The sequence below is a fragment of the Nocardia caishijiensis NBRC 108228 genome, assembly GCF_001612825.1.
GTDB classification, from domain to species: domain Bacteria; phylum Actinomycetota; class Actinomycetes; order Mycobacteriales; family Mycobacteriaceae; genus Nocardia; species Nocardia caishijiensis.
In genome coordinates this window covers 111,666-135,694 of sequence record NZ_BDBE01000021.1, presented here as the reverse complement: position 1 = coordinate 135,694, position 24,029 = coordinate 111,666, and the positions used below count along the sequence as shown (strand labels likewise).

24 protein-coding genes are annotated in these 24,029 nt (G+C 68.8%); 15 read left to right on the top strand and 9 right to left on the bottom strand.

The window, feature by feature from the left end:
* Positions 1–43: 43 nt before the first annotated feature.
* Positions 44–1,684, top strand: coding sequence for a glucose-6-phosphate isomerase (gene pgi / locus NC7_RS05875; RefSeq protein ID WP_067979884.1), 1,641 nt, complete (start codon positions 44–46; stop codon positions 1,682–1,684).
* Here the strand turns inward: pgi and NC7_RS05870 are convergent.
* The 4 genes from NC7_RS05870 to NC7_RS05855 form a co-directional block, all read right to left on the bottom strand.
* Positions 1,653–2,201, bottom strand: coding sequence for a potassium channel family protein (locus NC7_RS05870; protein ID WP_067979882.1), 549 nt, complete (start codon positions 2,199–2,201; stop codon positions 1,653–1,655). The genes pgi and NC7_RS05870 overlap by 32 nt on opposite strands.
* Positions 2,202–2,338: 137 nt before the next feature.
* The gene (locus NC7_RS05865; protein ID WP_236573098.1) at positions 2,339–2,998 is read right to left on the bottom strand and encodes a nucleoside/nucleotide kinase family protein; all 660 of its coding nucleotides are present in this window, start codon (positions 2,996–2,998) and stop codon (positions 2,339–2,341) included.
* Positions 2,999–3,314: 316 nt separating this feature from the next.
* Complete coding sequence (locus tag NC7_RS05860) at positions 3,315–4,943, bottom strand: acyl-CoA dehydrogenase family protein (protein WP_067979879.1); 1,629 nt, start codon at positions 4,941–4,943, stop codon at positions 3,315–3,317.
* Positions 4,930–5,556 (bottom strand): TetR/AcrR family transcriptional regulator, encoded by a 627-nt coding sequence (locus NC7_RS05855; RefSeq protein WP_067979875.1) that lies wholly within the window; start codon positions 5,554–5,556, stop codon positions 4,930–4,932. The genes NC7_RS05860 and NC7_RS05855 overlap by 14 nt, the downstream gene beginning before the upstream one ends.
* Positions 5,557–5,676: 120 nt before the next feature.
* Between NC7_RS05855 and NC7_RS05850 the strand changes: the two genes are divergently transcribed.
* Positions 5,677–6,996, top strand: a complete 1,320-nt coding sequence (locus tag NC7_RS05850) for a hypothetical protein (RefSeq protein ID WP_067979872.1) — start codon at positions 5,677–5,679, stop codon at positions 6,994–6,996.
* Between the two features lie 12 nt (positions 6,997–7,008).
* On the opposite strand, the gene NC7_RS05845 is transcribed toward NC7_RS05850, so the two are convergent.
* Together NC7_RS05845 and NC7_RS05840 are read right to left on the bottom strand one after the other, a co-directional pair.
* Positions 7,009–7,698 (bottom strand): TetR/AcrR family transcriptional regulator, encoded by a 690-nt coding sequence (locus tag NC7_RS05845; RefSeq protein WP_084458018.1) that lies wholly within the window; start codon positions 7,696–7,698, stop codon positions 7,009–7,011.
* Positions 7,699–7,762: 64 nt separating this feature from the next.
* A complete protein-coding gene (locus NC7_RS05840) occupies positions 7,763–8,452 on the bottom strand; it encodes a pyridoxamine 5'-phosphate oxidase family protein (protein ID WP_067979871.1) in 690 nt (229 codons plus the stop codon).
* 79 nt (positions 8,453–8,531) lie between these two features.
* Between NC7_RS05840 and pdxR the strand changes: the two genes are divergently transcribed.
* The 3 genes from pdxR (at position 8,532) to NC7_RS05825 (ending at position 11,660) form a co-directional block, all read left to right on the top strand.
* Complete coding sequence (gene pdxR, locus NC7_RS05835; RefSeq protein ID WP_067979868.1) at positions 8,532–9,914, top strand: MocR-like pyridoxine biosynthesis transcription factor PdxR; 1,383 nt, start codon at positions 8,532–8,534, stop codon at positions 9,912–9,914.
* Positions 9,915–9,984: 70 nt separating this feature from the next.
* Positions 9,985–10,230, top strand: a complete 246-nt coding sequence (locus tag NC7_RS05830) for a DUF2630 family protein (protein WP_067979950.1) — start codon at positions 9,985–9,987, stop codon at positions 10,228–10,230.
* Positions 10,227–11,660, top strand: a complete 1,434-nt coding sequence (locus NC7_RS05825) for a dihydrolipoyl dehydrogenase family protein (protein ID WP_067979865.1) — start codon at positions 10,227–10,229, stop codon at positions 11,658–11,660. Before NC7_RS05830 ends, NC7_RS05825 begins: the two co-directional genes overlap by 4 nt.
* Here the strand turns inward: NC7_RS05825 and NC7_RS05820 are convergent, their stop codons facing one another.
* Together NC7_RS05820 and cobF are read right to left on the bottom strand one after the other, a co-directional pair.
* Complete coding sequence (locus NC7_RS05820) at positions 11,661–12,530, bottom strand: Fpg/Nei family DNA glycosylase (protein WP_067979862.1); 870 nt, start codon at positions 12,528–12,530, stop codon at positions 11,661–11,663.
* 14 nt (positions 12,531–12,544) lie between these two features.
* Complete coding sequence (cobF, locus tag NC7_RS05815; protein ID WP_067979859.1) at positions 12,545–13,285, bottom strand: precorrin-6A synthase (deacetylating); 741 nt, start codon at positions 13,283–13,285, stop codon at positions 12,545–12,547.
* Between the two features lie 44 nt (positions 13,286–13,329).
* Here cobF and NC7_RS05810 point away from each other — a divergent pair, with 44 nt between their 5' ends.
* The 6 genes from NC7_RS05810 to NC7_RS05785 all read left to right on the top strand — a co-directional run bounded on the left by NC7_RS05810 (position 13,330) and on the right by NC7_RS05785 (position 17,529).
* Complete coding sequence (locus NC7_RS05810) at positions 13,330–14,133, top strand: thymidylate synthase (RefSeq protein WP_067979856.1); 804 nt, start codon at positions 13,330–13,332, stop codon at positions 14,131–14,133.
* Positions 14,130–14,618 carry a dihydrofolate reductase gene (locus NC7_RS05805; protein WP_067979851.1) on the top strand — a complete coding sequence of 163 codons (489 nt, stop codon included), beginning with the start codon at positions 14,130–14,132 and terminating at the stop codon, positions 14,616–14,618. Before NC7_RS05810 ends, NC7_RS05805 begins: the two co-directional genes overlap by 4 nt.
* Positions 14,619–14,725: 107 nt before the next feature.
* Positions 14,726–15,052 (top strand): cupin domain-containing protein, encoded by a 327-nt coding sequence (locus NC7_RS05800; protein ID WP_067485336.1) that lies wholly within the window; start codon positions 14,726–14,728, stop codon positions 15,050–15,052.
* A 34-nt stretch (positions 15,053–15,086) separates the two neighbouring features.
* Positions 15,087–16,136 carry a Dyp-type peroxidase gene (locus tag NC7_RS05795; RefSeq protein ID WP_067979848.1) on the top strand — a complete coding sequence of 350 codons (1,050 nt, stop codon included), beginning with the start codon at positions 15,087–15,089 and terminating at the stop codon, positions 16,134–16,136.
* Positions 16,137–16,150: 14 nt separating this feature from the next.
* Positions 16,151–16,948, top strand: a complete 798-nt coding sequence (locus tag NC7_RS05790; protein ID WP_067979846.1) for a family 1 encapsulin nanocompartment shell protein — start codon at positions 16,151–16,153, stop codon at positions 16,946–16,948.
* A 56-nt stretch (positions 16,949–17,004) separates the two neighbouring features.
* Positions 17,005–17,529: a hypothetical protein gene (locus NC7_RS05785; RefSeq protein WP_067979841.1), complete on the top strand. Its 525-nt coding sequence runs from the start codon at positions 17,005–17,007 to the stop codon at positions 17,527–17,529.
* A 28-nt stretch (positions 17,530–17,557) separates the two neighbouring features.
* Here the strand turns inward: NC7_RS05785 and NC7_RS05780 are convergent, their stop codons facing one another.
* On the bottom strand, positions 17,558–18,211 hold the full coding sequence (locus tag NC7_RS05780; protein ID WP_067979838.1) for a TetR/AcrR family transcriptional regulator: 654 nt from the start codon (positions 18,209–18,211) through the stop codon (positions 17,558–17,560).
* A gap of 217 nt (positions 18,212–18,428) precedes the next feature.
* Here NC7_RS05780 and NC7_RS05775 point away from each other — a divergent pair, with 217 nt between their 5' ends.
* The 4 genes from NC7_RS05775 (at position 18,429) to NC7_RS05760 (ending at position 24,029) form a co-directional block, all read left to right on the top strand.
* Complete coding sequence (locus NC7_RS05775; RefSeq protein ID WP_067979947.1) at positions 18,429–19,958, top strand: amino acid permease; 1,530 nt, start codon at positions 18,429–18,431, stop codon at positions 19,956–19,958.
* Positions 19,959–20,245: 287 nt separating this feature from the next.
* Entirely contained in the window at positions 20,246–20,980 is a 735-nt protein-coding gene (locus NC7_RS05770; protein WP_067979943.1) for a DUF1989 domain-containing protein, read from the top strand.
* Positions 20,977–21,594: an urea amidolyase associated protein UAAP2 gene (locus NC7_RS05765; RefSeq protein ID WP_067979940.1), complete on the top strand. Its 618-nt coding sequence runs from the start codon at positions 20,977–20,979 to the stop codon at positions 21,592–21,594. The genes NC7_RS05770 and NC7_RS05765 overlap by 4 nt, the downstream gene beginning before the upstream one ends.
* A complete protein-coding gene (locus NC7_RS05760; RefSeq protein WP_255285040.1) occupies positions 21,591–24,029 on the top strand; it encodes a 5-oxoprolinase/urea amidolyase family protein in 2,439 nt (812 codons plus the stop codon). Before NC7_RS05765 ends, NC7_RS05760 begins: the two co-directional genes overlap by 4 nt.

The following is a 24,029-nucleotide window of genomic DNA, read 5'->3' as shown; positions in this document are numbered from 1 at the left end:
CTCGAGCGCGCCAGCGCTCCAATGACCCAGTACTCTCGGGCGGGTGAGCAGCGACATCACCGCGTCGGCGGCCTGGCAGGCACTGCAAACCAATCACCGCACTGTCGCACCCCTGCATCTGCGGCAGTTGTTCGCCGAGGATCCGGCGCGCGGCCGTGAGTTGACCGTCCAGGTCGCCGATCTGCACATCGATTACAGCAAACATCGCGTGACCCGCGAAACCTTGCGTCTGCTGGTGGATCTCGCGCGGGCGGCCGGGGTGCCGCAGCGGCGTGACGAGATGTATTCCGGCAAGCACATCAACACTTCCGAGGACCGCGCCGTCGGGCATATCGCGTTGCGTCTGCCGGTGGGCGAGCAGCTCGACATCGATGGCACCGATGCCGATGCGGCGGTGCACGACGTGTTGCGCCGGATGGGCGAGTTCGCCGATTCGGTGCGTTCGGGTGCGTGGCGTGGGGCGACCGGTGAGCGCATCACGACGGTGGTCAATATCGGGATCGGTGGCTCGGATCTGGGGCCGGACATGGTGTATCGCGCGTTGCGTCACTATGCCGATCCGGAGATCGAGGCGCGGTTCGTGTCGAATGTCGATCCGGCCGATCTGGTGTCGAAGCTGGCTGGTCTCGATCCGGCGCGCACCTTGTTCATCGTGGCGTCGAAGACGTTCTCCACCTTGGAGACGCTCACCAACGCGACGGCGGCGCGCCGCTGGCTGGTCGCCGCGCTCGGTGAGGACGCGGTGGCCAAGCATTTCGTCGCGGTGTCGACGAACGAGGAGCGGGTGGCCGCGTTCGGTATCGATACCGCGCACATGTTCGGTTTCTGGGATTGGGTCGGCGGCCGGTATTCGGTGGATTCGGCGATCGGTCTTTCGGTGATGGTGACGATCGGCAAGGAACGGTTCGGCGAGTTCCTCAGCGGAATGCACGCGGTCGACCGGCATTTCGCGTCGGAGCCGTTGGCGTCGAACGGTCCGGTGCTGCTGGCGATGCTCGGGGTCTGGTATTCGAACTTCTTCGGTGCGGAATCGCGGGTGGTGCTGCCGTATTCGAACGATATGGCGCGTTTCCCCGCGTATCTGCAGCAGTTGACGATGGAGTCGAACGGTAAGTCGGTGCGGGCCGACGGAACTGCGGTGACGTCGTCGACGGGTGAGATCTTCTGGGGTGAGCCCGGTACCAACGGCCAGCACGCTTTCTATCAGTTGCTGCATCAGGGCACGCGGTTGATTCCGGCCGATTTCCTCGGTTTCGCGCGGTCGACCGACGACCTGCCGACCCGCGACGGCACCGGCAGCATGCAGGACATTCTGATGAGCAATCTGTTCGCCCAGACCAAGGTGCTCGCGTTCGGCAAGACCGCCGAGGAGATCGCCGCCGAGGGCACCGATCCGAAGTTGGTGCCGCACAAGGTGATGCCGGGTAATCGGCCGAGTACCACGATCATGGCACCGGAGCTCACGCCGTCGACGATGGGTCAGCTGATCGCGCTGTACGAGCATCAGGTGTTCGTCGAGGGCATCATCTGGGGTATCGACAGTTTCGACCAGTGGGGCGTGGAATTGGGTAAGCAGCAGGCGCTGGCGTTGATGCCGTTGCTGAGTGGTTCGGAAGATCCCGAGTCGGTGGGTGATTCGTCGACCGACGCGCTCATCGAGTGGTATCGCGAGCGGCGTCGCTGACCGCGTTCGCGGCCCGGATCCGGCTGGTGACACTGGTGGTGACGATGGCGAGCAGGGTGCCGAGGACCACCAGGTCGAACACGATCTGCACCATGGTGACGATGCGTGCGGCTTGGCCGGTGGCGTGGATGTCGCCGTAGCCGATGGTTCCGAGGGTGACCAGTGTGTAGTACAGCGCGTCGGTCCGGGTCTCGAGTCCGGTGAACTGGTTCGGGTAGAGGTGCTGCATGCGGTAGTAGACGAGGGCGAACACCACGCACACGATGCACAGCAGGAGCAGTACTCCGTCGACACGCTCCCCCACCGCGGTCGACTCGCCGAGGAGGTGCTCGATCCGCCGCCACACGAGCCAGCCGAGTCCGGCGACGCTCGCGACGAAGACGACGATCCCGACGACCCGGCCCGGCCACGAGTCGAGTTCGAACACCCACCCCACCGGCACGCTGTAGTACAGCAACAGCGCGCAGACCGCTGCCGCGCCGTTGCGGATCGCGTGCACGGGGACTCGTCGCGTCATCAGTCCATGATTGCGCCGAGTCAGCCGCTTTCCGCGCCACCCACGCTCGGCGTGCCGCGACCGACAAGGGGCGGCTGAAGCAGTGCCGTGCGGCGCCGGGGCGTGGTCGCGGGAAGTGTGCGGCGGCGCGAAGGCGGTCAGGCCAGGGCGTAGCCAGGGCCCGTCGCGATCACGATGCGATCCGCGCGGCTTCGGGTGGCTGCGATCAGGTCGGCGTTGCGCAGGTCGCTGGCCGTCACTTTCACCCGCGCCTCGTCCGGGGTGCGTCCGCCTGCGATGTGTCGGTCGAGCAGGCGTTCGGTGAGTACCTGCCGTGGCGCGTCGAGGTACCAGCATTCATCGAGCAACCCGCGTACCGGCGCCCATTCCGGTGCATCGGTGAGCAGCAGGTAGTTCCCCTCGACGATCACCACACGTTCGTCACGCACCAAGACACCGGCTTCGGTCGGCTCGTCGACCGCGCGGTCGAACAACGGCCACGGCACCGGTGCGCCGATGGGCGTGTCCCGGAGCAGGCGGAGATCGGCGACGAACGCGGCCGCGTCGAAGGTGTCGGGTTCTCCTTTGCGTGCCAGCGCGCCCCGGCCGCGCAACACATCGTTGCGCAGGTGATAGCCGTCCATCGGCGCGACCACCGCGGCCCGTCCGCACCGGTCCAGTTCGGCGCGGAGATGCTGTGCGAGGGTCGATTTCCCGGCTCCGGGCGGGCCAGCGATCCCCAGTAGGAACCGGTCGGCGCGCACCGGCACCAGCCCGGCGAGGTCGCCCACTGTCCACACGTCGTCCGCCCGAGCCACGCGGGTCACGGTACTCGGTGCCGTCGAGGCGAGTCGTTCGTCGCCACCGACGCGAGCCGTCCGCCACACCATGCCCGATTCTCGAATGCAGGAAGTCGAGTTCGCCGCCGGGTTCGATCAGGGCGCAACCGGCGGGCCGAGCGCACGAATACCCTGCCACCATGGCGGACCGGCACAGCGCGGCACGGTGTCGCCCATCCCGATATCGTCGTTCCGGGCCTCGGGGTGCGTCCCGCCACCGAGCTCGCCCGGCGGGTCTGATGCTCGGCGAATCCGGGTGTGGCCTGCGGTCCGAGCCGACCGGTCCCGCCTCGGCTCAGAGGGTATCGACGAACCCTCGTTCGAGGATCGCGCCGGTGTCCACGCCGACCGGCAGCGTGCCGAAGGCGATGCCCCAATCGCCGCCGAGTCGTGTCGCGCAGAAGGCATCGGCGACGGCGGGGTGCCCGTTTCGCACGAGTTGCGCGCCTTGGAGCACCAGCGCCATCAGCTCGACCACCCGACGGGCTCGGTATTCGATGTCGGACAGATCGGTGAGTTCCTTGCCGACCCGGTCGATGGCGTCGTCGAGGCGCGGGTCCGCCCCACGCGCCAGACCGACCTCGGCGAAGTAGGCCTCGACCGTCTCCGGCTGACGGCCCATGGCGCGCAGGGCATCCAACGCCGCCACATTGCCCGACCCCTCCCAGATCGACATGAGCGGTGCCTCCCGGTACAGGCGCGGCATCCCCGATTCCTCGGCATATCCGTTGCCGCCAAGGCATTCCAGCGCTTCGGCCGCGTGCGCGGGCGCCCGTTTGCACACCCAGTACTTGGTGATGGCCAGCGCGATCCGGCGCAGCGCCGCCTCCGCCGGGTCGGTGCCCGCACGGTCGGTCGCTCCGGCCAGCCGCATCATGACGGTGGTCGCGGCATCGGATTCGACGATCAGGTCGGCCAGCACGTTGCGCATGGCGGGCTGGTCGATCAGCGCGGCGCCGAACGCTTTCCGGTGCCTGGCGTGATGCACGGCGGTGACCGCGCCCACCCGCATGCCGGTGGCCGAGCCGATCACGCAGTCGAGCCGGGTCATGTTGACCATCTCGATGATCGTCTTCACTCCGGCGCCCTCGGCGCCGACCAGCCACCCGGTGGCGTTCTCGTATTCGATCTCCGAGGAGGCGTTGGACTTGTTGCCGAGTTTGTCCTTGAGCCGCTGGATCCGGATCGGGTTGCGGGTGCCGTCGGGCAGCACGCGGGGCAGCAGGAAACACGACAGCCCGCCCGGTGCCTGCGCGAGGGTGAGGAACATGTCCGACATGGGCGCCGAGGTGAACCACTTGTGCCCGACGACGCGATACGACCCGTCCGATCGCGGGGTGGCGGTGGTGGTGTTGGCGCGCACGTCGGAGCCGCCCTGCTTCTCGGTCATCGACATGCCCGCGATCAGCCCGGCTTTCGACGACGGCTCCCGCAGCCCGAAATCGTAGGTGCGCGAACCGAGTAGCGGTTCGAAGCGGGCGGCGAGTTCCGGATTGTGGCGAAGGGCGGGCACCACCGCGTAGGTCATCGAGATGGGGCACATGTGTCCGGCGTCGGCCACACCCCAGGTGAAGAACTTGGCCGCGCGGGCGGTGTGCGCGCCGGGGCGGTCGTCGAGCCACGGCGAGCCGTGCAGACCGTGCCGCACCGCCATGTCCATCAGGTCGTGCCAGTGCGGATGGAACTCGACCTCGTCGACCCGGTGCCCCCATCGGTCGTGGGTGTGCAGCACCGGCGGGTATTCGTTGGCCAACCTGCCCCACTCCTGCGCCGCGAAACCGCCTGCCAGGGCGCCGAGTTCGCGTGCTTCGGCCTCGGCCCAGCCCGCGCCCTCGCGGTGCAGGCCCTCGATCAGCGCGGGGTTGCGCGCGGCGTCGAAGGGAACGAGCGGGGGTACCTGGTTGAACACGTCATGGGTGAGCACGGGCGGAACTCCTCGGGGTTACAACGATTCCGAGCGCGCGAACAGCGAAGACGACCAGTTCGGGGACGACGGACTCGGCGGGCGGGTCGGTGGCGAGGGGGCCGACGAGAACCTCCCCGATGGCGCCGACGAGCGCGGCCGCCGACAGATGCGAATCCTGCGGCGGCAGGGCGCCTTCAGCGACGCCGTTGGCGATGGCCGCTTCGAACGAGGCGGTGAAGGCACGCCGGAATTCCAGTCGTTGCGCGTCGACCGCGGCGTCGACCGGTTCGGCGAGCAGCACATAGGCCAGGCGCGGATTCTTCAGCGCGCGCCCGGCGAAGGTCTCCACGGCCGCGGTGACGCGCCGCACCACATCGCCGTCGGCGACCGCCGCCCGCACCGCCGCGACCTCACGGGCGACCACCTTCTCGAACGCCGCCGACACCAACGCGGCCTTGTTCTCGAACTGCTTGTACACCGTGCCGGTGGCGATCCCGGCCTCGGCGGCGACCGCGGCCATCGACAGCCCGGCGAACCCGTCGCGGGAGAGCACGGCGGTGGCGCCCTGCACGATCAGCGCCCGCTGCGCGTCGAGCCGGGCCTGTACGGCCGGGGTCCTGCGGTACACCATACGAAGAAGTGAACCACTGATTCACCTCTTCGCACAAGGGTGGGTCTCCGACCGCGCACGGGAGGGTGCGGCCCGGCTCAGCGCCGGTGCGGTCGGACACCGCGCTACCGTCACGTGGTGATGGACCGCCTGACCGTCGTCGACGAGATCTTCCTGCGTACCCATCGAGGAATGGGCACGCCGATCGCCATGCAAGGCCTGTGGCGAACTCCGGACGCGATGGACCCGGCCCTGCTCCGGCGAATCCACCACGAGTTGAGCCATGGTCCGCTGGGCCGCAGGGTCGTCCGCCCCCGTGTTCCCGGCGCCCGCCGCGCCTGGCAACCCACCGTCCGCGCCCACCCGCTCGACTACGTGGCGGCTCCGCCCCTGCGCGAAGAGGACATCCTGCCGTGGGCCGACACGCTCGGCGCCGACCTCGATCCCGAGTTCTTTCCCGGTTGGCGATTGTCGGCGGTGACTCTCACCGACGGCGGCACCGTTGTGGCCCTGACCTGCTCGCACACCCTCGCCGACGCGCGAGGTTTGATCCACGCGGTCGCGCTGGCCCTGCGATCGGTGAACGGCCCATCAGTGGCTTCCGAACTCGCCACACCGCGGCACGCAACCGGCGCAACGGACCGGTCCGGCGAGCAAGAGGCCAAGGGACCCTCGAGAGTTGTCGACTTCGATGAGCGACCGTCAGCGGACGGGAATCGCTCGGACTGGGCCGATGCTCGGGCACAGTTGGCGCGGGTTCTCGGCGGAACCGCCCGCGCGGTGCGCCACGGCATCCCCCGACCGCCGGAGACCGTTGATCCGTCATCGACGACAGACCGCGCCGTCCACAGCTCCCTGCTGTCTTTCGAGGCGCGGCAGTGGGATCGTGTCGCGGCGGAAGCCGGTGGCACACCGAACAGCCTGTTCGTCCATGCTGTCGCGAACATTCTGTGGGCAACCGACTTCGGTGACGACACCATCGCCGCGAGCCTGCCGGTGGACACCCGCGACGAACCACGTGTGGACAACGATCTCGCCGTGACCGAGATCCGGATCGACCGCACCGACACCCCGGCGACGATCCGCGCGAAAGCCCGCGAGGCGTACCTGCGCCGCATGTCGGCGCCCGCCGGGCTGCCCGAGGAGATCCTGCAGGTGCTCCCCGACCGCTGGGCCTACGCGCTCAGCAGAGGTGCCGGTGAACGCGACATCCTGTGCTCCAATATCGGCACCATGCCCGACATCCTCGGCACTGTCGGCCCACACGTCTGCACGCGCGTGGCCGCCCGCGCGATCCATCCGGGCATCACGGTTTTTCCGCGCACCCGGCTCTCGGGTTATCTCTCACGCTCGGCCGACACCTACACGCTCGCGCTGGTCAGCCTGGACACGCACGAATCGCTGGCTGCCGCGACAGATCGGGTGCTGTCGAAGGTGGGGTTGTCCGCCGTGCCCTGGTGAGAAGGCGGCGGCTCAGCTCGCCGTCATCCCCACGAGCAGCACCCGCAGACCCCAGACGAACTGGTCGACCGATGTCCAGGCCGCGATCTCGTCGACGTGCGCGGCTGTCCGCGTCCAACGATCCACATCCAGATCTCGGAGTTGGGCACGTCGACGCTCGATACGTTCCGAATCCGGTGGTAGCGGCGGCCTTCCGTCCGTCTCCGCGATATCGAGCGCCGTGGAGCCCAACACGTAGACGAGCACCGCGTACACCCCGTGCGCCCGCATCTGCGTGTGCAGGCCGCCGCGCGCGAAGCAGGCGAACAAGGCCTCCTCGATATCGCGGGCGGCTGGCCCGTCATCGGCCGGACCATCGTGCGGACCCGACATCATCAGCACGGCGACCGCCGGGTGTTCCCACAGCCGCGACCGCATGCTCAGCGCCAATTGGATCACCGCCGAGACCCATTCGACCCCCGGGTCGTAGAGCGGCCCGAGCCGCACAGTCGACAGCACCCGTTCGATGGCGGCCCGTTCCAGCCCGCTGCGGTCGCAGGCCAGCGCGCCGGGATCGACGCCGAGCCGCCCGGCCACCGCCTCGACCGTGAGCGCGCCCGCCCCGCCCTCGTCGAGTACCGCCAGGACCGCGTCGACCACCCGGTCCTCGGTACACGACAACTGTTCGGGCGGCTCGCCCCCGCTGCGCGGACCAGACGACATAGGCCGGACTGTACCGAGCCGACACCCGTCCCCCGGGGTGCCACGACGAACGGATCCCAGGTCCCTATCGCAGCGCGACCGGCGTCGCCGACTCCACCCGGTCCATCACCGCGGCGGGCACCTCGACCCCCGGCTCCAGATCGACCGACGACACCGGCGCGTCCCACACCTGCCGCAGCGGAAGTTCCCCGGCCCACACCCCGCCCGCGGCGATATCGTCCTCGTCGTCCTTCGGCCCACCGGTGCGGACTTTCACCGACGCCTCGGTGAGGTCGAGGGCCAGCACCATCGTGGCCGCCATCTCCTTGCGGTTGGGCGGGCGGACCCGGTCCCAGGAGCCCGGCGCCGAATGCTCGACGATCACGCGGAGCGCTTCGAGCTGTTCGTCCTCGTCGGTGACGAGTTCGGCCCGTCCCCGGATCACCGCCGACCGGTAGTTCATCGAGAAGTGCATGGCGGAGCGGGCGTAGATCAGACCGTCGACGTGGGTCACCGCGACGCTGATGTCGGTACCGATCGCGGCGCGCATATTGCCCGCGCCGGTGGACCCGTGCAGGTAGATCCGGTCTCCCGCGCGCCCGTACACGGTCGGCACCACCAGCGGCGAACCACCGAGCACGACACCGAGGTGACAGATCAGTCCCGCGTCGAGCACCGCGTCCAGTTCGGCGCGGTCGCTGCGGGCGCGTTCCTTGGATCTGGTGACCGTGGTGCGTGGGGTCGGGGACAGCGGCGGTCTTGTATGCGTGCTCATAAGATGAGCTTCGCGCGGCGATTGGCACAGGCACAGGTCCAATTCGGCGTAACTACAACAGTCCAATCCGAGGTGGCCGATGCTCGACGACTTCCCGATCCCGCTCGACCGCTCCTCGTCCGAGCCCCTGTCGGTGCAGGTGGCCGACGCGCTGCGCACCGCCGCGACCACCCGCGTCCTGCGCGTCGGCGACCGGCTGCCGCCCTCGCGCACCCTCGCGCAACGGCTGGGGGTGAGTCGCGCGGTGATCGCCGCCGCCTACGACCAGTTGCACGCCGAGGGCTGGCTCACCGGTCGCCGCGGGTCCGGCACCTACCTGAGCACCGCCCCCGCGACAGCACCACCCAGCGCCGTCACCACCCCGGGCACCGAGGACGAACCGCCGCTGCTCGATCTCGCCGCGGGCGCACCGTGCATCGAGGCCATCGACCCCGCGGCCTGGCGACGCGCGTGGCGCGCGGCCGGTGACCGCACCCCCGAGGCCAGGAAGGACCGAGCGGGCGAACCCGGCTACCGCGAGGCCGTGGCCGAGCACCTGCTCCGGCATCGCGGCCTGGCCGCGGGCACGGCGCCGGTGGTCCTGGCGACCGGCGGCACGAGCACCGCCGTCGGCGAACTCGCCTCGGCCCTGCTGCGACCGGGGGACACGGTGGCCATCGAAGACCCCGGCTACCTGCGCGCGGTCGGCGCGTTCCGAGCCGAGGGGATGACGGTCCTTCCGGTGCCCGTCGACGCGCACGGGCTGTGCGTCGACCGCATTCCGCCGGGCGTCCGCGCCGTGTACTGCACACCGGCGCACCAGTTCCCGATGGGCGCGCGGATGCCCGCCCGCCGCCGGGTGGAACTGGTCGAATTCGCCCGCAGCACCGGCACGTTGGTCATCGAGGACGACTACGACGGCGAATTGCGCTACGACACGACACCCTTGCCCCTGCTCGCGGCGATGGCGCCGGACGTGGTGGTGCATCTCGGCACCACGAGCAAGATCATCGCGCCCACCCTCGGTGTCGGCTGGCTCGTCGCCCGGCCCGACATCACCGAGGCGGTCCTCGCGCACCGTACCCGCGTCGGCAGTTCGCCGAGCCCGGCCGGACAACTGGTGCTCACCGAATTCGCCCGCAACGGCGACCTCGCCCGGCACCTGCGCCGCCTGCGCCGCGTGGTCCCGCCCCGACGCGCGCTGCTCGTCGGTGAACTGACCCGCCGGGGACTGCCGGTCCTCGGTGACGACGCCGGATCGCACGTGGTCGTCGAACTGCCCGACGCCGCCGCCGAGACCGCCGCGGTCGAGGCCGCCCGGGTACGCGGAGTGCTGCTCGACGGGCTGGCCCGCCATCATCTCGCCACGCCGCACAGATTCGGCGTCGCCCTCGGTTACACGGCCCTGACCAGCACGGATTTGGCCCGCGCGGTACCGATTGCGGCCGACTGTCTCGCCGCGGATGTCACCGGGCGGTCGTAGCATGGAGCACGACCCGCGCGGGTCGCGGTTCGTCCGGCACTACCCCTGCGAGCATCGAAGTGGTGAGCACATGACCGATCAGGACATCCTGGCCAAGATCAAGCAGCTGGTCGACGAAGAACACGAACTGCGGTCCAAGGCGACGGCGGGCGAGATCGATCAGGTCACCGAGCGCAAGCAGCTCGCCGAGCTGGAGGTGATGCTCGACCAGGCCTGGGATCTGCTGCGTCAGCGCCGGGCCCGCGCCGGTGCCGACGCCTCCCCCGAGGACACCCAGATGCGTTCGCCCCGTGAGGTCGAGGGCTACTTGCAGTGATCGACGAGTACGACGTCATCGTGATCGGTGGCGGCCCGGCGGGCGAGAACGCCGCCACGTACGCCATCGCGGGCAGCGACCGCACCGCCGCGCTCGTCGAGCGCGAACTGTTCGGTGGCGAATGCAGCTATTGGGCGTGCATCCCCAGCAAGGCGCTGCTGCGCACGGGCGCGGTGCTCGACCTCGCCGCCGGATTGCCCGGGCTCACGGCGAGCGGTCCGCAGGTGGCCGACGTGCTCGCGCGCCGCGACGCCTTCGTCCACCACCGCGACGACACCTCCCAGGTCGACTGGGCGAAATCGGCCCGCATCGATCCGATCCGAGGCGCGGGCAGGCTCGCCGGGGAGCGCCTGGTCGAGGTGCACACCGACGACGGGGTGCGGCGCCTGCGGGCCAGGCACGCCGTCGTGATCGCCACCGGAACGACGGCGGCGATTCCCGACACCACGGGTCTGCGCGATGCCCTGCCCTGGACCTCACGTGACGCCACGAACCTCACGGTCGTCCCGCGTCGGGTGGCGATCATCGGCGGCGGTGTGGTCGCGTGCGAGACCGCGACCTGGCTGATCGAGTTGGGCGCGGCCGAGGTGACCCTGCTGGTGCGCGGCGACCGACTGCTGCCACGAGTTGAGCCCTTCGCCGCCGACCTGGTGCTGCGCGGCCTGCGTGACAAGGGTGTCGCGGTCCGCCTGCACACCGAGCCGCTGATGGTGTCACGCCGCGACCCCGCCGACACCGGTGTCGGCCGGATCCACGGCGGACCGGTGACGCTGGTGCTCGACAACGGCGAACTCGAGGTGGACGAACTGGTCGTCGCGACCGGTCGCGCGCCCGCCACCCGCGACCTCGGCGTCGACACCGTCGGCCTGCCCGAGGGCTACCTCGACGTCGACGACCACCTGACCGTGCGCGATGTGCCCGGCGAATGGCTGTACGCGGTGGGCGATGTGAATCACCGTGCGGCACTGACCCACATGGGCAAATACCAGGCGCGGGTGTGCGGTGACGTCATCGCGGCGCGAGCACAGGGAAAACCGCTCGACCGGAGTCGCTACACCGCGAGCGCCGACCACGAGCAGATTCCCCAGGTCGTCTACACCGCACCGGAACTCGCCGCCGTCGGCCTCACCGAGCAGCAGGCCCGCGAGGCCGGATACGCGGTCGACACTGTCGAATCGGACATCGCCGTGGCCGGTTCGGCCCTGTCGCGCGACGATTTCCACGGCCGCGCCAAGCTCGTCGTCGACACCACCGACAACCGGCTACTCGGTGCCACTTTCGTCGGCCCCGACATGGGCGAACACCTGCACGCCGCGACCATCGCGGTGGTCGGCCGGGTGCCCCTGGACACGCTGTGGCACGCGGTGCCCGCGTTTCCCACGGTCAGCGAATTCTGGCTGCGGTTGCTGGAGGCCTGGCGGGACCGCTGACTACTTGAGCAACCGTGACATCCGCCGGTCGGCGAGCACCTTGCCGCCGGTCTGGCAGGTCGGGCAGTACTGAAAGGAACGCTCCGCGTAGGACACTTCGCGTACTGTGTCGCCACACACCGGACACGGTTGTCCCGTCCTGGCGTGCACCCGCATACCGGAGCGCTTCTCCCCCTTCAACCGCGCCGCGTCCTGTCCGGTCGAACGCTCGACGGCATCCAGCAACACCGAACGCATCGCGGAGTACAACTGCGAAACAGTGTCGGCGGACATCGTTTTCGTATTCGCGAACGGTGAAATGCGCGCGGTGTGCAGTATTTCGTCGGAGTAGGCGTTACCGATACCAGCCAGCAGGGTCTGATCCACCAGGGCCGTCTTGATGCGCTGCGACGTGCCGTGCAGCAGGGCCGCGAATTCGTCCTCGGTCACCGCGAGCGCGTCGGGCCCGAGCCGGGCGATACCCGGAACCGCTTGCGGGTCCGCCACGACGTATACCGCGAGGCGTTTCTTGGTTCCCGCTTCGGTGAGATCGATGGCCGGTGTCGCGCCCTCCGGTGTGAAGAAATGCACGCGCAACGCGAGCGGGCTTTTACCACCGGGTTTGGGCGGCAACGGATTCGGTTCGTCGACCCACCGCAACCAGCCGCCGCGCGACAGGTGGGTGATCAACCACAGCCCCCCACAATCCATTCCGAGAAACTTGCCCCACCGCCCGGCACCGGTCACATCCCGCCCGGACAGCGCGGTCACCGGTGGGTCGAACGTCTTCACCGCACTCAGCGCGGCCACGTCGACGCGACCGACCACCGAACCGACCGCATGATCCCGGAGGAACTGCGCCAACGCCTCTACCTCGGGTAACTCGGGCACAAAGGTCAGTCTAGCTATTCGGACCGCAACAGGTAGACGTCCATGATCCAGCCTTTCTCCGCCCGCAATTCGGCCCGACGTTCGAGAATGGTTTTCTCCACCTCGCGCAGATTTCCTTCGATCAATATCTCGTCGGGCATACCGAGATAAGCACCCCACCAGATGTGCACATCGTCGCCGGGCACCTCGGTGAACGAGCATTCGCCATCGAGCATCACCACCGTCGAACCCGATCCGAGGCCGTCTTCGCGCAGCTTGCGCCCCGTGGTGACGTGCACGGGTTCACCGATGCGATGCAGTACCACCCGGTGCGCGGCGGCCAGGGCCGCGACGCTGGTGACGCCGGGAATCACCTCGTAGTCGAACCGCACACGACCACGGTCGAGTACCCGCTCCACCATGCGCAGGGTGCTGTCGTAGAGCGCTGGATCGCCCCAGACGAGGATCGCGCCGTCGCCGTCGACCTGTTCGAACGCCTCCTCCAGCAGCACGGCGCGCCGCTCGTGCCAGTCCCGCACCACCTCGGCGTAGTCGGCGGGTGCGCGGTCGCGGGGCGGGTCGGCGATCTCGAGTACCCGGTGCGGGCCCTCGACGTACTCGCGCAGGATCGCGGTGCGCACGTCGAGGAGTTCCCGCTTCTCGGCGCCCTTGCCGATCACGAAGAACACCTCGGCCCGCCGCATGGCCTTGACCGCCTGCATCGTCACCTGGTCGGGGTCACCGGCACCGATACCGATCACGTAGAGCTTGCGCATACGGAAGAGCTTGCCAGGTGCACACGGCAGTAGACTCGGCAGGCGTGGCCACCCCTGATACGCAGTACGAAGATCTGCTCCGGCGCGTGCTCGAACACGGCACGCCGAAAGCCGATCGGACCGGCACCGGCACCCGGAGCATCTTCGGCCATCAGCTGCGTTACGACCTGGCCGAGGCGTTTCCGCTCGTCACCACCAAGCGGGTGCACCTGAAGTCCATCGTCTACGAATTGCTGTGGTTCCTGCGCGGCGACTCCAACGTCTCGTGGCTGCGCGAACACGGCGTCACCATCTGGGACGAATGGGCCGACGCGAACGGCGAGCTCGGCCCGGTCTACGGCGTGCAGTGGCGTTCCTGGCCAACGCCCGACGGCACCCACATCGACCAGATCGCCCAGGTCCTGCACACCCTGCGCACCGATCCGGATTCGCGCCGGATGATCGTGTCGGCGTGGAACGTGGCCGACCTGGACAAGATGGCGCTGGCCCCCTGCCACGCCTTCTTCCAGTTCTATGTGGCCGACGGCAAGCTGTCGTGCCAGCTGTACCAGCGCAGCGCCGACCTGTTCCTCGGTGTGCCGTTCAACATCGCCAGCTACGCCCTGCTCACCCTGATGGTCGCCCAGCAGACCGAGCTGGAACCGGGCGAGTTCATCTGGACCGGCGGCGACGTGCACATCTACGACAACCACGTCGACCAGGTGCGCGAACAGCTCACCCGCGCGCCCTATCCCTTCCCCACCCTGCACCTGCGCCCGGCCACCAGCCTGTTCGACTACGCCTACGACGACATCGAGCTGTCCGGTTACCAGCACCACCCGGCCATCAAGGCGCCGGTGGCGGTGTGAGTCGGGTGATCGGCCTCATCTGGGCGCAGGCCAACGACGGCGTGATCGGTGTGGACAACACCATCCCCTGGCGCCTGCCCGAGGACATGGTCAATTTCCGGGAGACCACCACCGGCCATCCGGTGATCATGGGCAGGCGCACCTGGGACTCCCTGCCCGCCGCCTTCCGGCCGCTGGCCGGGCGACGCAATATCGTCGTCACCCGTCAGCCCGACTGGGCGGACGAGGGCGCCGAACGCGCCGCCTCGCTGCCCGACGCGCTTGCCATGACCGGCACGGCCGATACCTGGATCGCCGGTGGCGGCGAGATCTACCGCCAGGCGCTGCCGTCGGCGACCACCCTGCTGGTCACCGAGATCGACACGACGGTGGCCGGTGATGCCTTCGCCCCGGTCATCGGCCCGGAATGGCAGGCACCGGACACCCCGTGGCGCACCGCGAAAAACGGCCTGCGCTACCGCATTCGCCGCTACACCCGGCACTGACAACACGTCGCTAACGGTCGCGGCAAAACACCCGAGCGCGGGTGTGATGTCGGGCATACTCCCAGGCGAAGACCTGCCCGCGAGAAGCCTGCGAAAGGCGCGTTCCCATGGACAAGAAATCGCTGACCGCGGTGGCCCGTCAACAGTTGAAGCTGGCGGCCACCTCGACGAGTGGCCGGAGTTCGCAAACCCTGATCGGCGGCCACACCCACGCCCTGCGTCAGACCGTCGTCGCGCTGGCCGAAGGGCAGAGCCTGGCCGAACACGACAACGCGGGCGATGCCACGATCCAGGTCCTCACCGGCACGCTGGTGCTCATCGCGGGCACCGACGAGTGGAAGGGTTCGGCGGGCGATCTGATCGTGGTTCCGCGCGCCCGCCACAGCGTCAAAGCCATCGACGACGTGACCTTCCTGCTCACCGTCGCCAAATAAGTACCTGTCGGTACGGCGTCGTACTCTTGACGCCATGGGTGAGCCACAACCGATTCTCGATCCACTGTCGCCTGCCGCGCTCTTCCTCGTCGTCACCATCGACGAGGGCGGCGAATCGGTGGTGCGCGATGTGCTCGCCGATATCAACGGTTTACGGCGATCGGTCGGATTCCGGGTGCCCGGCGAGGGCCTGAGTTGCATCACCTCGATCGGTTCCGCCGCGTGGGACCGTCTGTTCGATGGGCCGAAACCCGCTGAGCTGCACGAGTTCCCTGGCTACACCGGTCCGGTGCACAGCGCCCCCGCCACCCCGGGCGACCTGCTGTTCCACATCCGCGCCGAAACCCAGGGCCCGTGTTTCGAATTGGGCATGGTGATCGCCGAACGGCTGCGTGGCGCGGCGACGGTCGTCGACGAGGTGGTCGGGTTCCGCTACTTCGAACAGCGCGATCTGCTCGGCTTCGTCGACGGCACGGAGAACCCCGAGGGTGGTGCCGCGGCGGCCGCCGCCCTGATCGGCGCCGATGACCCCGAATTCACCGGGGGCAGTTACGTGATCGTGCAGAAGTACACCCACCCGCTCGACCAGTGGAACGCGCTGTCGATCGAGGAACAGGAACGGGTGATCGGGCGCACCAAGCTCGGCGACTACGAACTGCCCGACGACGTGAAGCCCGCCGATTCGCATGTGGCGGTGAACACCATCGTCGACGACGACGGCACCGAGCGCCAGATCGTCCGTGCCAACATGCCTTTCGGCTCGGTCGCCGACGGCGAGTTCGGCACCTACTACGTCGCCTACGCCGCCACCCCGAGCGTCACCGAGCGGATGCTCGAGCGCATGTTCCTCGGCACCTCCGAAGCCGCCTACGACCGCATCCTCGATTTCTCGGTCGCGGTCACCGGCACTCTGTTCTTCACCCCGACCGTCGATTTCCTCGACGATCTGCCCGACGCGCCCGCGACCATCGCCGCCGAGGCGGAATCGGGACCCTTGCCCGAGATAATTCCGGTGGAACGGGCAAATACCTCCGCAGCGGGTTCCGACGGCGCCCTCGCCATCGGCTCGATGAAAACTCGATGAGAAGGAGTATCCGAATGAACAACCTGCATCGCGAACTCGCGCCGATCACCGACGAGGCCTGGGCCGAGATCGAGGAGGAGGCCACCCGCACGTTCAAGCGCAATATCGCCGGACGCCGCGTGGTCGATGTCTCGGGCCCCCACGGCGTCGGCTACTCGGCGCTCAACCGAGGCAGGCTCACCCCGATCGACTCCCCCGACGACGGTGTGCAGGCACACCAGCGTGTGGTACAGCCGCTCGTGGAACTCCGGGTGCCCTTCACATTGAAGCGCTCCGAACTCGACGACATCGAGCGCGGCGCCCCCGACGCCGACCTCGACAACCTCAAAGACGCAGCCCAGAAGATCGCCTTCGCCGAGGACCGCGCGATCTTCGAGGGCTACGCCGCCGCGGGCATCACCGGTATCCGCGCCGCCGCCTCCAACTCCCCTGTCGCACTGCCGAGCAATGTGGTCGACATCCCCGACGCCATCTCGCGGGCCCTCACCGGTCTGCGCCTGTCCGGCGTGCAGGGCCCGTACTCGGTGCTGCTGAGCGCCGAGCTGTACACCAAGGTCAGCGAGACCTCCGACCACGGTCACCCGATCCGCACCCACATCGAGCGCCTCATCGACGGCGAGATCATCTGGGCACCGGCCATCACCGGTGGCTTCGCCCTCACCACCCGCGGCGGCGACTTCGAACTCGCCATCGGCCAGGACCTGTCGATCGGCTACCTCAGCCACGACGCCGAGACCGTCCAGCTGTACTTCCAGGAGACCTTCACCTTCCTGGTCGAGACCTCCGAAGCGGCGGTATCGCTCGGGTCGTGAGCCCGATCGCGTGACCGGCGCTAGGGTTGGCCTCGAATCGTGAGAGGGAGGTCCGCATGGCCGACGTGCGTGCCGGGGTCGTGCCCGCGAGCAGGAGCCTGTTCTACTGCCTGATCGGGCTGCTGGTCACCATCGGCATCGCCGGGCTGGTGGTGGCGATGTTCGGCGCCAACCGGGTGGTGACCGGCCTGCTGGTCGGCGCCGTCGGCGGTGTGGCGGCGGGTGTCGCGCTGTTCACGCGCGATGTCGTCGAGCTCACCGAGCACGGTATCTACGTGCGGACCCCGTTCCGCGCGGCCACCGTGCGGTGGGAGCGGGTGGTGGCGGGCCGATTCACCCTCGACGAACGCGGCCGCTGGGCCATCGCCCTCGACCTCAGTGAGAACGGCGACGAACTCGTCCTGCTGTCGATCCCGCCGGTCATGCGCCCGGTCTCGGGCGCTTACGACATGCGCAAGCGTGAACAGGTGAACGAGATCCGCGCGATATTGCGCACCAAGCGGGTTCCGATCACGGTGCTGCCCGAGATCGCCACCGCTCTCAACGAACACTGGCAGGTCGCGCCGCCGACCTCGCGCTGACCCAGACTCTGAGCCCGGCGGTGGACACTCAGTCCGACAGGCGGTCGAGCAAAGCGTCGGCAGCCACTCGCACCGCGTCCATCGCACCCTGGTGACCGACGATGCGCACGATCGCGTCGGGGATGACGCGGTCGGCCTCGGCGGGTCCGTCGTCGGACCTGATCGCGATCACCGTCTCGACGAGCCGGAACGGCAGAACGCACGCGTCCTCGGATACGCCTGTCGCCGTGAGCGATTCGACGGCGAGTTGTTCGTAGTGCCCGCGCAGTTCGTCGCGGCGGCGACGGAAGGCGGCGAAACGTTCGGTCCGCAGTTCGGGCAGCAGGTACAGGGCGCCGAGATTCCAACGCGCGCCGCGTAATTGCCGCACGTCGAACAGGGCGAGCGCGTAGAGCTTGGTGGTGGCGTCCTCGGGTTCGGCGTGCAGACGCCGCGCCAATTCGGCCGGTCCCGCGATGGTTTCGGCGAGTAGCGCGTCGAGGATGTCGTCCTTGGCGGCGAAGTGGTGGTACAGCGAAGCCTGCCGGATACCGACCGCGTCGGCGACCGCGCGGGTGGAGGTGTTGGCATAGCCCTTGGTGGTGAACAGTTCCGCCGCGGCGTCGAGAATCTCCGCGCGCGGCGTCGTCCCGCGTCGTCGGCGCTGTTCCAGCCGGGGGCGCCCGGGTCCGAGGTTTGCCACGTCCTCGATTGTGTCACCGGCGCGGCTGCCGCTCCGCAATGGGCACCTCACCAGGTCCGACACGGTCCGGTCCAATTTCTGTCATTTGACAGAAACGTAGGCAACACAGAAGTTACGGCACGCCTCGGAGTCGATACACGCACGACACCGTTCGAGCGATCGCGAGCGCAAAACTATCGACTGATAGATATTGGCCGCACCGCCGAAGGACTCCGACATGGCCACAACGCTCGCCACCCCAGCCCCGCCCGACGCCGCACGCGACGGCGCCGACCTCGCCCAGTTCGGCTACGAACCCGTCCTGCACCGCAAGCTCGGGCGCTACGCCTCCTTCGCGGCGGGCTTCTCGTTCGTCTCCATCCTCACCACCATCTTCCAGTTCTTCGGCTTCGGTTATTCGTTCGGCGGCGCCGCCTTCTTCTGGACGTGGCCGCTGGTCTTCGCCGGGCAGTTCCTGGTCGCGCTGAACTTCGCCGAGCTCGCCGCGCGGTATCCGATCTCGGGCTGCATCTATCAGTGGTCGCGCCGGTTGGCCGGTGGCCTCGTCGGCTGGTTCGCCGGGTGGATGATGGTGATCGCCCAGGTGGTCACCGCGGCGGCCGCCGCCATCGCCCTGCAGGTGGTGCTGCCGACGATCTGGAGCGGCTTCCAGATCATCGGCACCGACACCGCGCTCACCTCCCGCGACGGTGCCATGAACGCGGTACTACTCGGCAGCGCGCTGCTCGTGGTCACCACCACCATCAATGTGATCGGGATCGATCTGATGGCGCGGATCAATTCGATCGGCGTCACCATCGAGATCGTCGGCGTGCTCGCCATCATCGGACTGTTCTTCGTCGGCACCGAACGCGGCCCGGACGTGGTGTTGCGGACCGATCAGGCCGCACCGGGTCCGTTCTGGGCGGCATTCCTGATCTCGGGCCTGATGGCGGCGTACGTGATGGTCGGATTCGATTCCGCCGGTGAGCTTTCCGAGGAGACGAAGAATCCGCGCCGGGTCGCGCCGCGCACGATTCTGCTGGCGCTGTCGGTGTCGGCGCTCGGCGGTGGCCTCATGCTGCTCGGCGCGCTGATGGCGGCGCCGAGCCTGACCGACGGCGAATTGGCCTCCGGCGGTTTGGCTTACGTCATCATGGCCAAGCTCGACAGCCCGGCCGGGTCGGTGCTGCTCGGCTGTGTCGCGGTAGCGGTGATCGTGTGCACCCTCGCGATCCAGACGGCCGGGTCGCGGCTGCTGTTCTCGATGGCCCGCGACGGCAAGCTGCCCTTCTCGAAGGCGCTGTCCACGGTGCATCCTCGTTTCGGCACGCCGGTGTGGCCTGCCGTGGTGATCGGCGCGCTCGGCATCGGCCTGCTGGTGTTGAACCTGGGCAACCCGGCCATCTTCGCGACCCTGGCCAGCGTGTGCATCGTAAGCCTGTATCTGGCGTATTTGCTGGTCACGGTGCCGCTGCTGGTGCGCCGGATCAAGGGGTTGCCCGCGCCCGAGGACACGACGCTGTTCACCCTCGGCCGCTGGGGCGTTCCGGTCAACGCGCTCGCGGTGATCTGGGGCACCGCGATGGTGGTCAACCTCGCCTGGCCGCGCCCCGAGGTGTACACGCCCGCCGGTGGTAGCTGGTGGCAGTTGTGGGCAGGGCCGCTGTCGGTCGCCGTGATTCTCGCCGTTGGGGCGGTGGTGTACCGGGTGGTGGTCACGAAATCCGAGTCGGCCGAACCGGTGATCGCGCCCGCTCCCGCCTGAGCCCTCGCTCGAGATCACCACGCTCTGGTGGCGGCATCGCCCGAGAGACTCGCCACCAGAGCGTGGTGGTCACCCGACCTGTTCGTCCACTGACGGTGGGGACCACCCCACCGCCATTTCAGTCCGAATGCTGGGACCGCCGAGGTGAAATCGGCCAGGCCGGCACCTTCCGCCGAGAGTTCTCGGCATCGAGCATCGAGGAGTTCGTGATGACGAGTACTCAGTCCAGGGAGGGCGCGCGGGCTCAGAACACCACGCCCGCTCCCGCCCACACCGAGGAAATCGCGATTGCGACCGGGTCCACCGACGGCGCACGGGCCCACGCGCGCGCCCAGGCCGCGGCCGCCACGATCGCTCGCCCGGAGGTACCGCCGGGCGTCGAACCCACTCTGGCCCTGCGCGTTCCGTCCGGCGGCTATGCGAATGTCGTCCTCGGCCGCGGCACCAGGGTTCGCTTGTCCGACCCCGCCGGGACCACGTGTGCGCACCTGTTCCTGCTGCGCGCCGAATCTCCCTGGGAGCGACTCAATGTCGCCGACACCGTCAAGGTGCCGTGGCAGGCGTATCTGAGTGCCGGTCACCCCCTGTTGTCGGATCAGGGGCGGGTGCTTGCCACCGTCCTCGTCGACACCTCGGGTCAGCACGACACCCTGTGCGGTCCGACCGGCGAAGCCCGCCACCAACTGCACCTGGCGGCGGCCAAACAGGGGCTGGAGCCGCGTGATGTGGGGCCGTCGATCGCCCTGTTCCGCGGGGTGCGGGTGGCCGCCGACGGCGCCCTCACCGCCACCGGCAACGGTCCGGCGGGCGGCGCGATCGACCTGTTCGTGCATCTTCCGGTGACCCTGCTCGTCGCCAACGCGCCCCACCCACTCGACGATCGCCCCACCGGCGACCTCGACCTGATCGCTTGGCCCGCAGCCACTCTCGACGCCCCCAACGACGACCCCGAGTACCGACGGGCCGTGGAGAACACCGAGGCCGCGTGGGCGGCCGCACAGCACACGGAGGTTCCGGCATGACAACGACCACCCGCACCGTCGTCCTCGACGAGACCGTTCCGGCGCAGGCGCCGTGGTCGGCGATCGTCCGCGCCGGTGAGCACCTCGAGATCATCGACCTGCACGGCAACCAGGCCGTCGACTGCCTGCTGTACTCCGCCGCCGACCACACCGACCGCTACAGCGCCCAGGCCACCGTCGCCGCCCAGCGCAACATCTTCCTCACCACCGGCAGCGCGCTGCGCACCGAACGCGGCACCGCGCTGATGACCGTGGTCGCCGACGAGGTCGGTAACCACGACACCATCGCAGGCGCCTGCTCCCAGGAATCCAACACCCTCCGCTACGGCCACCACACCCGCCACCAGCACGCCTGTGTGGAGAACTTCCTGACCGCCGCTCTCGAATGGGGCCTCGGCAAGCGGGATCTGGTGTCCAACATCAACTGGTTCATGAATGTGCCGGTGGAGGCGGACGGCACGCTCGGCATCGTCGACGGTTTGTCCGCACCGGGCAAGAAGGTGACCTTACGCGCGGAGATCGACACCCTCGTCCTGGTCTCCAACTGCCCCCAGATCAACAACCCGTGCAACGGCTTCGACCCCACTCCCGTCCGCATGGTGGTGACCCGATGAGCCGCACCCACACAGATCCCGGCGTCACGCGGGCAGGTAGGTGCGTAGAGGGCACCCGCGATCACGTGCGCGCGGCCCCGGCCGAAGCTGCCCCCGCCACCGGTGCCGGTGCTGCCCAGGCATCGAAATCGGCACCCGCGTCAGCCGCGCCGGACGCCGCAGACCAGGGGCCGACGTTCGCGACTGCGCTGTTGGAGGGCGCCCGCGATCGCGTGCCTACGACCCCGGCCGAAGCTGTCTCTCCGGCCACGGGTGCCAACACCGTCCAGGCCTCGAAATCGGCACCCGTCTCGGACACCGACGCCGCAGGCCAGGAGCCCACCGCCGCAGCGGCGGCGACCTCGCACGCCGGTCCACCTGGGACTGCCGGCACCATCATGGCGAGCGGCACCGACAGCGCGGCCCTTTCTATTCCTGACCAGCTGACCTCGTCCGAGCGACGGATCGAGGTCGTCCGGGCCGGAATGCAGACCACCGTCCAGGACTGGCCGGGACGAATCGGCTACTGGCACATCGGCGTTCCACCGTCCGGGCCCATGGACGACCTCTCGTTCCGGCTAGGCAACCGGGTACTGGGTAACGACGAGGGCGCGGCCGGGCTGGAATGCACCCTTGGTGGGCCCGCGCTGCGGTTCACCGAGGCGACGTGGGTGTGTGTCACCGGCGCGGTTGCCGAGGTGCGGGTCGACGGTCGACCGGTCGAGCAGTGGCGCACCATCGAGGTGCGCGCCGGTGGTGTGCTCGACATCGGCGCGATCCGTGGGCCCGGCATGCGCACCTACGTGCTGGTTTCCGGCGGAATCCAGGTCGAGCAGTTCCTCGGCAGCGCGGCGACGTTCACCCTCGGCAAGTTCGGCGGCGGCACCGGGGCCGCCCTGCGCACCGACGACGCCCTCGTACTGGGCGAGCCGACGACCCGCCTCGCCTCCGCCGTGCCCATGACCGACATCCCCGCCTTCGGCAAACGCTGGGAACTCGCCGTCACCGAAGGACCGCATGGCGCACCGGAGTTCTTCACCCGCAAGGATTTCGACACCATCCTCGGCACCGACTACGAAGTGCACTTCAACTCCGACCGCACCGGTGTGCGCCTGATCGGCCCGAAACCCGAGTGGGCCCGCACCGACGGTGGCGAAGCGGGCCTGCACCCCTCGAACATCCACGACAACGCGTACTCGATCGGCGCGCTCGACTTCACCGGCGACACTCCCATCCTCCTCGGCCCCGACGGCCCGAGTCTCGGCGGTTTCGTCTGCCCGGTGACGGTGGTGGCCGCCGACCGGTGGAAACTCGGTCAGCTCACACCGGGCGACACCGTGCGATTCGTCGCGATTCGCGCCGAAAATGCCGCTCCCGCAGCGAAATTGGGCCCAGAGCGGCGCGCCGCCATGAGCACGGTCCTCTCGGCGGGCCGCGACGGCGACGACGGTGTCCTACGCCGCACCGAAGCCGACGACGAGACCAGCGTGACCTACCGCCGCCAAGGTGACGACGGTGTCCTCGTCGAATACGGCACCCTCACCCTCGATCTCGGCCTGCGGGCTCGCGTCCACGCCCTGCACCAGCATCTCGTCGCCCTCGGCGCGCGCGGTGTCCTCGAGCTCACCCCCGGCATCCGCTCCCTACAGATCCGGGTCGATCCGGCCCTGCTGCCCGTCCCGAAGCTGCTCGACCTGCTCACCGAAGCCGAAGCGCAGCTGCCGAATTCGGATCAGCTGGTCGTCCCCAGCCGCACCGTTCACCTGCCCCTGTCCTGGGACGATCCGTCCACCCGTGAAGCGATCACCCGCTACATGCACGGCGTCCGCGCCGACGCCCCGTGGTGCCCGTGGAACATCGAATTCATCCGCCGCATGAACGGCCTGGCCTCCGTAGACGACGTGTACCGCACGGTTTTCGACGCCGAATACCTGGTGCTGGGCTTGGGCGACGTCTACCTCGGCGCCCCCGTCGCCACCCCCACCGACCCCCGCCACCGCCTTGTCACCACCAAGTACAACCCCGCACGCACCTGGACGCCCGAAAACGCCGTCGGCATCGGCGGTGCCTACCTGTGCATCTACGGCATGGAGGGTCCCGGCGGCTACCAGTTCGTCGGCCGAACCACTCAGGTCTGGAACCATCGGGCCCGGCCTTCCGGCACTGCGGGCCCCGGTGTCGACCGCTTCGTCGAGGAAGCCGAAACACCCTGGCTGCTCCGCTATTTCGACCGTATTCGCTGGCATCCCGTGGAAGCCGACGAATTGCTCGACCTCCGCGCCGACTTCGCGGCGGGAAAGGTGGATATCACCGCACAGGACGGCGAATTCCGCCTCGCCGACTACCGGCGCTTCCTCACCGACAACGCCGACTCGATCGCGACCTTCCGGTCCACCCAGGCCGAAGCGTTCGATGCGGAGCGCCAATCCTGGCGCAGCGCAGGCGAACTCGACTGA

Excerpts from the sequence above, each read along its gene's own strand:
- NC7_RS05840 (WP_067979871.1), bottom strand. The coding sequence starts at position 8,452 with ATGAGCACGCATACAAGACCGCCGCTGTCCCCGACCCCACGCACCACG.
- NC7_RS05790 (WP_067979846.1), top strand. The coding sequence starts at position 16,151 with ATGAACAACCTGCATCGCGAACTCGCGCCGATCACCGACGAGGCCTGG.
- NC7_RS05760 (WP_255285040.1), top strand. The coding sequence starts at position 21,591 with ATGAGCCGCACCCACACAGATCCCGGCGTCACGCGGGCAGGTAGGTGC.
- NC7_RS05795 (WP_067979848.1), top strand. The coding sequence starts at position 15,087 with ATGGGTGAGCCACAACCGATTCTCGATCCACTGTCGCCTGCCGCGCTC.
- pdxR (WP_067979868.1), top strand. The coding sequence starts at position 8,532 with ATGCTCGACGACTTCCCGATCCCGCTCGACCGCTCCTCGTCCGAGCCC.
- NC7_RS05765 (WP_067979940.1), top strand. The coding sequence starts at position 20,977 with ATGACAACGACCACCCGCACCGTCGTCCTCGACGAGACCGTTCCGGCG.
- NC7_RS05800 (WP_067485336.1), top strand. The coding sequence starts at position 14,726 with ATGGACAAGAAATCGCTGACCGCGGTGGCCCGTCAACAGTTGAAGCTG.
- NC7_RS05870 (WP_067979882.1), bottom strand. The coding sequence starts at position 2,201 with ATGACGCGACGAGTCCCCGTGCACGCGATCCGCAACGGCGCGGCAGCG.
- NC7_RS05845 (WP_084458018.1), bottom strand. The coding sequence starts at position 7,698 with ATGTCGTCTGGTCCGCGCAGCGGGGGCGAGCCGCCCGAACAGTTGTCG.
- cobF (WP_067979859.1), bottom strand. The coding sequence starts at position 13,285 with ATGCGCAAGCTCTACGTGATCGGTATCGGTGCCGGTGACCCCGACCAG.
- NC7_RS05855 (WP_067979875.1), bottom strand. The coding sequence starts at position 5,556 with ATGGTGTACCGCAGGACCCCGGCCGTACAGGCCCGGCTCGACGCGCAG.
- NC7_RS05775 (WP_067979947.1), top strand. The coding sequence starts at position 18,429 with ATGGCCACAACGCTCGCCACCCCAGCCCCGCCCGACGCCGCACGCGAC.
- NC7_RS05830 (WP_067979950.1), top strand. The coding sequence starts at position 9,985 with ATGACCGATCAGGACATCCTGGCCAAGATCAAGCAGCTGGTCGACGAA.
- NC7_RS05785 (WP_067979841.1), top strand. The coding sequence starts at position 17,005 with ATGGCCGACGTGCGTGCCGGGGTCGTGCCCGCGAGCAGGAGCCTGTTC.
- NC7_RS05850 (WP_067979872.1), top strand. The coding sequence starts at position 5,677 with ATGGACCGCCTGACCGTCGTCGACGAGATCTTCCTGCGTACCCATCGA.